Consider the following 10,918-nt stretch of genomic DNA (forward strand, 5'->3'; position numbering starts at 1 on the left):
TAAAAACTTTTTAATGAGTTTTTACGGTCCTTATTATTGAGGATTATTTTTAATGAGTTAATGTTAATAATATAAGTAATAATATAATAAGTTTAGAGGGCATAAAAATGAGTGAATTAGTAAAATTAGTTTGTACAGATTGCGGTAGAGAGCATTATTACACTTACAAAAATAAAAAACAACATCCAGGGCGTTTAGAATTTAATAAATATTGTCCGTCTGAGCGTAAACATACTATCCAAAGAGAAAAAAAATAAAAAAGTTGGATTTAAAAATGTCTGTATTTTATCAAAAAAATCGTCAATCATTGCTTAAAAAAATTGAGAATAACAGTCTAGTATTGTTTTTTTCTGATCAACACCAGTTTAACGAAGAACTTTCAGCTACGGCGAAATTTGAAGTTAATAAAAATTTTTATTATTTAACTGGTATAGAACAGAAAAATGTAGTTTTATTGATGGTGAAAAACGAACAAAAAGAAGAAGCTTTTTTGTTTTTAGACCCAGTAGATCCTGTGAAAAAATTATGGGATGGAGAAACTTTAAGTTTTACCAAAGCTGCGGAAATAAGTTCTATTCCTGTTAATAATTGTTTCGATATTAACCTTTCGGAGACGTTTGTATTTTCTTTATTAAATATTGTGAAAATTAGTAAATTTGGTTATATGGAAAATATTTATTTAGATTTATCCAAATTTAAATTAAAAGACAATATTTCTGTATCTTTAAAAATGGCTAATTTAATTCAAACAAATTATCCGTTTTTAAGAATAAAGGATCATTTTCATTTGGTATCAGATTTAAGGATCACTAAACAACCAGAAGAAATCGCTTTAATTCAACAAGCTATTGCTTTAAATAAAGTAGCTTTAGAGGTAATAGCGCAAAAAATGCAACCAGGATTATATGAATACGAAATATCGGCTTTTTATCATTATGTTTTAGAAAGTCATTGCGTAACCAACTCTTTTCATACTATTGTGGCTTCTGGTAATAATGCGACTATTTTGCATTATAACCAAAAAAAGAGTCCTATTGGCGCTAATGATTTAGTTTTGATAGATTGTGGGGTTCGTTATCAAAATTATACTTCTGATGTTTCTCGTTGCTTTCCTGCTAGTGGAAAATTCACCCCTCAACAAAAACAAATTTATGAAATTGTTTTAAAAGCGAATAAAAAAATTATTGAATGGATCGAACCAGGACATACTTTTGCTGAAATGAATCAATATGGTAAACAAATTTTAAGCGATGGGTTAAGTGAATTAGGTTTTTTAAAAAAAGACGAATCTATTGATAAATATTGTTATCACGGTTTAGGTCATCATTTAGGTTTAGAAGTGCATGATGTAGGTAATTCTTTTGAACCTATTAAGGAAAATAACATTATCACTATCGAACCAGGTTTATACTTGCCAGAATTAAGTTTAGGCATCCGTATTGAAGATGATGTTTTAGTTAGTTTCAACGGTAATGTTAATTTAACTCACAATATTCCTAAAGAAATAGATGACATTGAAAAATTAATGACAAAATAAATAACTATTATAAAAATAATAGTTATTTATTTTGTTAAAGTGCAAATGGCCCTGTAGCCAAGTGGTAAGGCATGGCTCTGCAAAAGCTTGATCATCGGTTCAAATCCGTTCAGGGCCTCCATCATATAAAAATTAAGAATTAAACGAATAGCAAATATATTAAACGATACATTTATTTCCTCCAATTATAAAGGTATAAAAAAAATAATTCATCTGTATTAGTTTTTAGTTGAATATAGGAAAATTATCAATATAACAAATATCTTTTTATCATGTTAATTTATCATGTTAATGTCGTTTTTGTTGCGTTCGCATGATTTTTTTTAATAACTTTAAAATTTTTGCCTTTTGTTGTTAATTTTAAAGTATAAATGAGGTAACAGATTTCTATGATCAAAAAGGATAATAAATTTTTAAAATATATTCATAAAAACAAAAAAACATCTATTATTGTTCTTTTGGTGATAATTTTATTAATAGGAGCTTTTTTATACACGTTTAGAGGCAAAAAAATAAATAATTCAGAAAAGACAGATACTTTGTATGTCGCTACAGCAGCCCCTATGCAACAAGGTTTTGGAATGTATAATGTTAGTTCCAGAACTTTTTATAATGATATGATAAGAAATTTAATCCATGAACCTTTATTGATGCCTAAAACCAAACCAACAGAGGATAAAAAATACGAAAAAACAAAAAAAACAACTTATGAGAGTAATATTTTAGATGAATATAAAACAACTGATTCAGACTCTTCATCTAAAACAAAAATATATGTGTTAAAAAACAATATTAAATTTCATAATGGTGTTGATTTAACAGTCGATGATATTCTTTATTCTTGGAAAAAGACCAAAGAATTAGGTTTAGAATCTTCCCGTTATATAGAAAGTTTCGACATATTTGAAAATGAGCCCAATAAGTTCACTGTTACATTTAAAAATGAAAAAAACAATATAAATGAATTTTATTTGAGTAAAATTTTTGTCATAAATAAAAAAGAGTGTGAAAACGACTTTCATCAAGGAATAAAAATAGGCTTAGGGGTTTTTCAATTAAAAATTATCAAAAACGACAAAATAGTTCAATTAGAATCATTTGACAAACATCCTAAAAAACCACAACAACCGAAAATCACCAAAATTCATTTTCAATATTATCCTGATTCTGTGACTCGTTTCTCAGAAATAAAAAATGAGAAGATAGATATATTAATAGAACCAACAAATGAAAATATATCTGAAATCAAAAAAAAAACATCAATCATTTAAAAACAGTAAAGAATAATTTTTTAAATTTAGAATTTATCTTATTGATTAATAAACTTTTAAATTTTGATACAGAAAAAATTCTTTATGACATTATTTCAGCAAATAAAGAAGATGAAGGAACGGGGGATTATCCAGAAATCGATTTCTTTTTAAACCCTGGTTTAATCGGCGGAAATATGGAAGACAAAAAATCAACCGATAGTGTCGAAGCAGAATTGCAAAACAAACCGCAAATACAAAAGGATAAAAAAATTAAAATTTTAATCATTCAAGATGAGAATAACTTGAGAAATCACTTTTTATCTAAATTAAAAGTCGTTTTGAAAGAGATAGGTTTTCAATTTGATGAAATGAAAAAGAATGATTTTAACACTATCTCGGCAATAGATCAAAAAGGAGATTTTTACATAGTTTCTTTTGATACAAATGAAAATAACGGTAAAAATGGTAATAATAATGATTTATTGGTTTTATTGGATGAAATAAATAATATTCCTATCGAACAAAAAACAGCCCACAAAACAGAAAATCATTCAGAAAAAGAAACAGACCAAACAGGTTCCAATTCATATCCAGAGAAAATAAAGCAAATACAAACCATTTTAAAAGACAATTATGTTTATGTTCCTTTTTTTTTAAAACAACCAAAAAATTCTATTACTAGAGATAAAATTCAAAATTTTAAAACGGATGCTTTCGGTAATATTATTTGGTCAGACATCACTAAAACTAAATAACAATAAATGTATTTGTGACTTCTTTTTCTTAAGAAAAAGAGATATCTTTATGGAAATGCATCATATATGGCATTAATTCTAAATTAAGTTATAGAAAGTATGTATCAAAATGGCTAAATATACTTTGAAAAAAATATTTTATACCATTGTTTATTTATTTGCTTGTTATTGTTAGTATTTTTCCGCTTTAAAGTTTTTTCCGATTCAGCACAAGCTTTTTATTAGAGGGCAAGACAGTACTTACCAATAAAAAGCTGAGTTAACTCAATAATGAGGCTTAGATACAAGTTTAAATAAACAATTTTGGGATTATTTGACAGGGATTATTTTTAAATTTGATTTTTACAAATCCTACAGTCAAAGAGATCCAAAAACTATTAACTTATTTATAACTCCTTTTGCTATTGCTTTAACCATTATCTATCATTAGCATTTTTATTGTCTCTTTGTTAGGTATTTTGGCTGGCATTTTTGCGGCTTATTATCCAAAATAGTAAAAAAGACTATTTCATACTTTTACTTTCTATTTTGATGATTTTTTTCTACGCCTAGTTTTATCACAGGTTTTTTGTTGCAATATTTTTTAGGTTTTCATTATATTTTATTTCCTATTTCTGATTTAGAAAGCCCTTCTTCTGGGATTTTGCCTATCAGTACGTTATTTTTGGGGCAAACTTTTTTAATCGCTAAAACAGTGAGAAATAATATCATTGAGATTTCAGAAAGAACAACCTTATATTGTCGTATTACAGGCTAAAGGGTTATCGCCGACTTATATTTTAATTCCATCATTTCTTAAAAAAGCTTTAATACCTATTATCATCTAAATTAGCTTACTTTTTAGTTTTATGGTTAGGCGATTCTTTAATAGTAGAACCTATTTTAATATTGATGGAGCGGGTTCTTTGAAGATTAAATTTTGTACTAAAAGAGATATCCCAGCAATTTTAATAAAGTAAAAAAACCATAGAGCAAAACGGAAGTGAGCTTGATTATTATGGAGTGAAAAAAACAGATGTTAAATAAAATATATCGCAAGAATAAAATGTTATTTGAGGTTTATTGATTTTCTCCAGTTTAATGATCTGAATTTATCTGATGCCTTTGTGTTTTGATATAGAAGAGATAGTCATGGAACACGAAAGTATTAAAAATAGCTTTTGTACGGCTTTGATAAGTGGTTTTGTAGGCGTACTTTTAGGTATTATAGCGGGTTATTTTCTCGGTTGTACGGATTTCAATATTGAATCTTATTTGTGATTTTTTAGTGGTTTTTCCTGCTTTTGTGTTAGCTTTTATAGTGATTTTTATGTTCGTAAAAGGGATGAAACAATTGATTTTATCGATCAGTATATGTTATTTGCCAATTTTTATTAAAAATAAAAACAGTATCAAATGACTTATTTATTGATTTTTCATGATTTAGGAATGACTCGTTATATTAGCGATCGTATTGGCGCGATGACAAAAAGGTCGGTTAGTCGAATTAGCCCCTACAGAAGAACTGTTTAATAATCCTCTACACCCTTATTACACTAAAAATTATTAAACACTATTACGGTTTTACCGCAATATGCTAATTTAGAGCAATCACAATCTTTGAAGAAGAAAGAAAAGAAAGGATTTAGTTTTTCTTCTGAATTTTTCGGATAGAGATTTTTATTAAGCGAAAAAAGGTCATTTTATTTTATGCACTTTGGACCAAAAGAAGGATAAAAAAAGCATGATTTTATGGAAGTTTAATAATTTTTACATACTTATTTTAGCATGGGTAATGTAATGGTTTAGCAAAAGCAGTCCTAAAAGACCTAATAATATTAATTTTTATTATTTTTAACAAAATAACCTAATAAAAATTAATATTATTAAATAAATGTTATATAATATAAATATGAAAGATAGGATAGTATGAAATTAATTTTAGCAATTGTATCTAGTGAAGATGCGAATAAAGTTCAAAATAATTTAAATAAAGAGAATATTTTTAACACAAGGTTGTCTACTAAAGGTGGTTTTTTAAGAGAAGCAAATGCTACTTTTGTGATAGGTATTGATTCTGAAAGAGTAGATGAAGTTTTACAAATTATCAAAGAACATTCTAGAAAAAGAACTCAAATGATTCCAGGCAACGTTTTAAATGAAATGGGGGCTTTTTATTCTTTACCTTCTGAAATTTCTATTGGAGGAGCAACTGTTTTTATTTTAGATGTTGAACAATTTTTAAAATTATAAAAAAATCAAAAATTAATAAAGAGGTAATAATAATGTTATTAAGTAAAGAAGAAAAAAAAGAAATTATTAAAAATAATAGCAAGAAAGAAGGCGATACAGGCTCTACTAAAGTTCAAATCGCTTTATTAAATCGTGAAATTGAAGAATTAAACAAACATTTTAAACAACATCCAGGTGATTTTCATTCCAAACGCGGTTTATTAACTAAAAATAAAAAAAGAAATACTTTAATTAGATATTCTCAACAAAAACAAAGTTAATTTTTGTTATAATATGAGAAAATTAACTATCTAATGGAGATAGTTTTTTTTAAGGGTTTTTTAGTGAGATCTATTGTTTGTCTGAGTTATATTCGATAATAATGGTTTCGCCTTTTTTTGTCGTCTTGGGTTTGCTCCATGGTATTATCAGGAGAAAATAATGGATAAATAGGTTCTTTTGATGTATAATTTGTTTGGTTGTCTAGGCAGGTTATTAAATAATGAAGCTTAAAAATAACACCTCCTAATAAGATCTGTTGATTTTTTGCATCAAATATATTCCCGCATAAATAATTGAGTTAGAAAAGGTTTTTTTATCTTTATTATGGTACGACAAAAAAAAGAGACCACTTTTAAAGTGGTCTCTTTTTTATTGAATTAAAGCGTTTTGAAAGTTCAAAAAGAAGATATGTATATTTTTTTTATTAAAATAATTATTATCTTACTATTTTTATCCAAATAGGTTATTATTATTTATCAACCGCTTGGGCACAACGCTGACACAAATCATCTTCTTTTTTGTTTTTTACAACATTCCAACATCTAGGACAAGTAGAACCTACCGCCTGTTGAACAGTAACTTTTACTTCTTGCGCTTCATGAAGTTCCACTTGAGAAACAATGAATAATTGCTTTAATTGGTCTTTAACATTTAAAACAACCAAAGAATCAACATCTGTTTTTGACAAATGAAGTACTAATTTAGCTTGTAAAGATTTATTAATAAATTTATTTTGACGCGCTTCTTCTAAATGTTTCATAACCACTTCTCTTAAATTAAAGAATTTTTTATAAGCTTCTTTTAAAGCATCAGAATAATATTTTTGAAGAAAAACCTTTAATTCTGTTTTAGTTGTCATTTGTTCTAAATAAATGTCTTTTTTATTTTGAAAAGGTAAAGCTTTATAAGCTTCTGACGTTGTATGAGGAATAATCGGTGTTAATAGTTTTAATAAATCTATTAAAAGATCATAAATAGTGGATTGAATAACACGTCTTTCTAAATTATTATTTTTTTCAATGTATAAAACATCTTTAGTGAAATCTAAATAAAAAGCACTAATACGGACAGAAATGAAAGGATATAATAAACTCATAATTTTTTCAAAATCGTATTTTTCGTAATATTCAATTGCTTGTAAGAAAATTTCTTTAAATTCTAACACTATTGCTTGATGAATAGTTGATCTTTTTTCAAAACCGATATAATTGGTTTGAGGATTAAAATCATGTAAATTACCTAACATAAAACGTAAAGTATTTCTGATTTTACGATACTTTTCTTCAATTTGTTGAACAATAGCGTTATCCAACCTAACATCAGCGTTATAACTAATACTAGAAACCCATAACCTTAAAACGTCGGCTCCTTTTTGTTTAATAATAGTTAAAGGATCAACCACATTATTCAATGATTTACTCATTTTAACTCCTTTACCGTCTAAAATAAAACCATGAGTTACTACTTGTCGGTAAGGAGTTTTACCGTAAGCGGCGATAGAAGTAGTTAAAGAAGAATTGAACCATCCTCTATATTGGTCTGAACCTTCTAAATAGACATTAACGGGTAAAAACTCTGGCGATAAACGGTTGATAACACTATAAGAAGTACCAGAATCAAACCAAACATCAACAACATCTTTTTCTTTGGTAAAAAGATGATTAGGACTTCTTTTATTGGTATAACCTGGTGGTAATAAGTTTTTGGCGTCCCATTGGTACCAAATCTCTTTTCCGTGTTTTTCGAATAAGTCAGCGATATGGTTAATCAAATCAGCCTCTAAAATAGGCAATCCATCTTCAGTGTAAAAAATAGGAATAGGAACGCCCCATATTCTTTGACGACTAATCACCCAATCATTACGGTTCGTAATCATATGGGTCATCTTTTTTTGTCCCCATTGCGGGAACCAAACTATTTTTTCTATTTCGGCTAAAATTTGGGGTTTAATTTGGTTAATATCTAAAAACCATTGTTCTACTGCTAAGAAAATAACAGGTTTTTTGATACGTTCATCATGAGGATAGGAGTGAGTGATCCATTCTGATTTCACTAAAAGACCTTGCTTATCTAATTCCTCCACGATTAATTTGTTCGCTTTAGAGTAAAAAACACCTTTAAAAGGGCCCGCTATCTCAGTCATTAAACCTTTTTTATCTACACTACAAATAACATCCAAATTATGTCTTTTACCTACTAAAAAGTCATCATCACCATGTCCGGTAGCAGTATGAACTAAACCAGTACCTTCGTTATCTAAAACATAAGTATCTAAAACGATTTTACCTTGTCGTTGGAAAACCACATTTTCATAAGTGATATTTTCTAAAGTATTGCCTAAAAAAGTATCTAAAATCACTACCTTTTGCCAGTTAAATTTTTCTTTTAACTTCTCTAAAACATTATCTCCAACGATATATTTTTGGTTGTTGACCTTCACTAAATGATAATTTTTTTTGGGATGAACACAAATAGCGACATTGGCTGGTAAAGTCCAAGGAGTGGTGGTCCATATCAATAAATTAACATCTTTAAATTTAAGTTTGTCCTTAATTTTGAAACAAGCAAAAATAGATAAAGAACGGTGTTCTTGATAAATAATTTCTGATTCCGCCAAAGAAGACTGTAAATAAGGGGACCAATAAATAGGTTTTAAATTTTTAAAAATTAATTTTTTTTCGACCATTTTACCTAAAACACGGACTTGATCAGCGACATAAGTATTATTTAAAGTGATATAAGGTTTGTTCCAATTGCCTAAAATACCTAACCTTTTAAAGTTCGTTTTCTGTTTCTCTACAAAAGATAAAGCGAATCTTTCGCATTTTTGAAGAAATTCCGTTCTATGAGTATGTCTATCTTGGGAAAATTTCTTTAAAACCGCGATTTCAATGGGTAATCCGTGAGTATCCCAGCCGGGGACAAAAGGGGAATAAAAGCCTTGCATAGTATGAAAACGTACGACAAAATCTTTTAAAATTTTATTTAAAGCGTGACCGATATGAATCTCTCCGTTAGCGTAAGGAGGTCCATCGTGAAGAATAAAATGAGGATTATTAGCGTTTTGTTTTAACACTTCTTGGTATAAATCGATCTCTTCCCAATGTTTTTCTATTTCTACTTCTTTTTGGCTTAAATTACCTCTCATAGGAAAATCTGTTTGAGGCATTAATAAAGTATTTTTGTAATCTGTCTTCATAATGGCTTATCTCTCCTTTATTTTTCTCTTTATATTTTTGTATTTATTATTTTATCAATCAATAGGGGAAAAACTGATGGGCGGTTTCCTAAACATTGAAATGAAAAACAATGATATCTCCGTCTTGGACTAAGTAATTCTTACCTTCTAGTCTTAATTTACCTTTTTCTTTAATTTTGGTTAAAGACTTTAAGGTTTGGATATCTTGATAATTATAAACTTCGGCTCTAATGAAGCCACGTTCAAAATCTGTATGGATTAAGCGAGCACATTGGGGAGCGGTGGAACCTTTTGCAAAAGACCAAGCTTTCGTTTCGTCTTTTCCGGTAGTGAAATAAGTTTCTAAACCTAATAATTGATAACTTTGTTGAATCACGTTTTGGAGCGCGGATTCTTTTAAATTATACTCTTGTAAGAAAGATTGACGGTCTGCTTCCTCTAAAACGGATAATTCTTTTTCTAACAAGATAGAAAGAGGGACGAATTGGCGGTGTTTGTTTTGACTGTATGTCATCATAGCTTGGAAAAAAGGGTTCTGGCCTAAATCTTTTAAATCTTTTTCATGAAAATTACCAATATACATCATAGGTTTTAAAGACAATAAATTAAAATTTTTAATAATTAATTTTTCTTCAGGAGTGAACTGTATTTCCGTGACGTGTTTTTCTTTTTCTAAATGTTCTTTAATTCTGGTTAATAATTCTTGTTCTTGTAAAGTCTCTTTATCGTTTTTAGCTTTTTTTTGTTTATTTATTTTCGCTAAACGTTTTTCTATTTGTTCTAAATCAGATAAAATTAATTCTGTTTCAATAATATTACTTTCTTCAATAGGATTCATATGGTCTCTGACATGCATAATATTAGGGTCTTCGAAACATTTTACGACATGACAAATAGTATCTACATTACGAATATGACCTAAAAATTTATTACCTAAACCTTCTCCTTTCGAAGCTCCTTCTACCAAACCAGCAATATCGATAAATTCAATTTGGGTGGGAATAATTTTTTGAGATTGAAAAAGACTGGCTAAATGGTTTAAACGTTGGTCTGGAATGGGAACGATACCAACATTAGGATCTATAGTGGCAAAAGGATAATTCGCTTCTAAAATATTCATATTAGTTAAAACATTAAATAAAGTTGATTTACCAACATTAGGTAAACCTACAATTCCTACTTTCATAATTTATATTCACCTTGTAGTTGAGTAAGATTTATTAAAATTTATCATGAATTCTTTATCATCTTTTTTTTTAAAAAAACATAAAAAAAAGATGATAAAATATGATATTTAATATAAATAATTATATCAAATTTGTTTATTTTTTTTTTATTTATTGAACCTTAAAGACTTAAAGAGATAAAAGGTCAATTTATTAGGCTTAGTGATATCGATTGTTTGGACTCCTATTCAAAGAAAATAAACAAATAACTAACTAAACCACTTAATGTGGTTTTTTATTTGTTAAAAAAAAAGAAAAGGAAGTTATAACAGTTAAACCAAATAATATTCAATCATTCTACCCACAAACATTTATAAATAACGTCCACAAAAATTTATTAATTATTATTGGGCGCCAAAGAGGCCTTATTAACGGCAAATTAACGAATTGCAATGTGTGATAATCACATACTTCATATTCTTGGTTTATCAAACGAAAGAACGATAGATTACAGC

General features: G+C 27.9%; 10 protein-coding genes, 1 tRNA gene and 1 pseudogene. 10 read left to right on the forward strand and 2 right to left on the reverse strand.

Features of this window, described 5'->3' with window-relative positions; translation table 11 throughout:
* Nucleotides 1-107: 107 nt before the first annotated feature.
* From rpmG to rpsO, 10 genes and pseudogenes are all read left to right on the forward strand, one after another.
* On the forward strand, nucleotides 108-257 hold the full coding sequence (gene rpmG / locus RI76_RS02215; protein ID WP_017192518.1) for a 50S ribosomal protein L33: 150 nt from the start codon (nucleotides 108-110) through the stop codon (nucleotides 255-257).
* A gap of 17 nt (nucleotides 258-274) precedes the next feature.
* A complete protein-coding gene (locus RI76_RS02220) occupies nucleotides 275-1,537 on the forward strand; it encodes an aminopeptidase P family protein (RefSeq protein ID WP_026072054.1) in 1,263 nt (420 codons plus the stop codon).
* Nucleotides 1,538-1,584: 47 nt separating this feature from the next.
* Nucleotides 1,585-1,658, forward strand: a tRNA-Cys gene (locus RI76_RS02225).
* 268 nt (nucleotides 1,659-1,926) lie between these two features.
* Nucleotides 1,927-2,808, forward strand: a complete 882-nt coding sequence (locus tag RI76_RS02230) for an ABC transporter substrate-binding protein (protein ID WP_017192520.1) — start codon at nucleotides 1,927-1,929, stop codon at nucleotides 2,806-2,808.
* A gap of 41 nt (nucleotides 2,809-2,849) precedes the next feature.
* Nucleotides 2,850-3,545 carry a hypothetical protein gene (locus RI76_RS02235; protein WP_017192521.1) on the forward strand — a complete coding sequence of 232 codons (696 nt, stop codon included), beginning with the start codon at nucleotides 2,850-2,852 and terminating at the stop codon, nucleotides 3,543-3,545.
* Nucleotides 3,546-4,113: 568 nt separating this feature from the next.
* The gene (locus RI76_RS02240) at nucleotides 4,114-4,302 is read left to right on the forward strand and encodes a hypothetical protein (protein ID WP_261974264.1); all 189 of its coding nucleotides are present in this window, start codon (nucleotides 4,114-4,116) and stop codon (nucleotides 4,300-4,302) included.
* Nucleotides 4,303-4,676: 374 nt separating this feature from the next.
* Entirely contained in the window at nucleotides 4,677-4,805 is a 129-nt protein-coding gene (locus tag RI76_RS03355) for a hypothetical protein (RefSeq protein WP_261974343.1), read from the forward strand.
* A 141-nt stretch (nucleotides 4,806-4,946) separates the two neighbouring features.
* A pseudogene (locus RI76_RS03410) lies at nucleotides 4,947-5,085 on the forward strand (peptide ABC transporter ATP-binding protein); the annotation flags it as partial.
* 368 nt (nucleotides 5,086-5,453) lie between these two features.
* Complete coding sequence (locus tag RI76_RS02245; RefSeq protein ID WP_017192524.1) at nucleotides 5,454-5,777, forward strand: cyclic-di-AMP receptor; 324 nt, start codon at nucleotides 5,454-5,456, stop codon at nucleotides 5,775-5,777.
* Nucleotides 5,778-5,809: 32 nt separating this feature from the next.
* Nucleotides 5,810-6,037, forward strand: coding sequence for a 30S ribosomal protein S15 (gene rpsO, locus RI76_RS02250; RefSeq protein ID WP_017192525.1), 228 nt, complete (start codon nucleotides 5,810-5,812; stop codon nucleotides 6,035-6,037).
* Nucleotides 6,038-6,507: 470 nt separating this feature from the next.
* Here rpsO and ileS read toward each other — a convergent pair whose 3' ends face one another.
* Entirely contained in the window at nucleotides 6,508-9,237 is a 2,730-nt protein-coding gene (ileS, locus tag RI76_RS02255) for an isoleucine--tRNA ligase (protein ID WP_017192526.1), read from the reverse strand.
* A gap of 88 nt (nucleotides 9,238-9,325) precedes the next feature.
* Nucleotides 9,326-10,423 (reverse strand): redox-regulated ATPase YchF, encoded by a 1,098-nt coding sequence (gene ychF, locus RI76_RS02260; RefSeq protein ID WP_017192527.1) that lies wholly within the window; start codon nucleotides 10,421-10,423, stop codon nucleotides 9,326-9,328.
* Nucleotides 10,424-10,918: the final 495 nt, after the last annotated feature.

Origin of the sequence: Milkweed yellows phytoplasma str. MW1 (assembly GCF_000309485.1) — a bacterium.
In the GTDB taxonomy this organism is placed as follows: domain Bacteria; phylum Bacillota_I; class Bacilli_A; order Acholeplasmatales; family Acholeplasmataceae; genus Phytoplasma.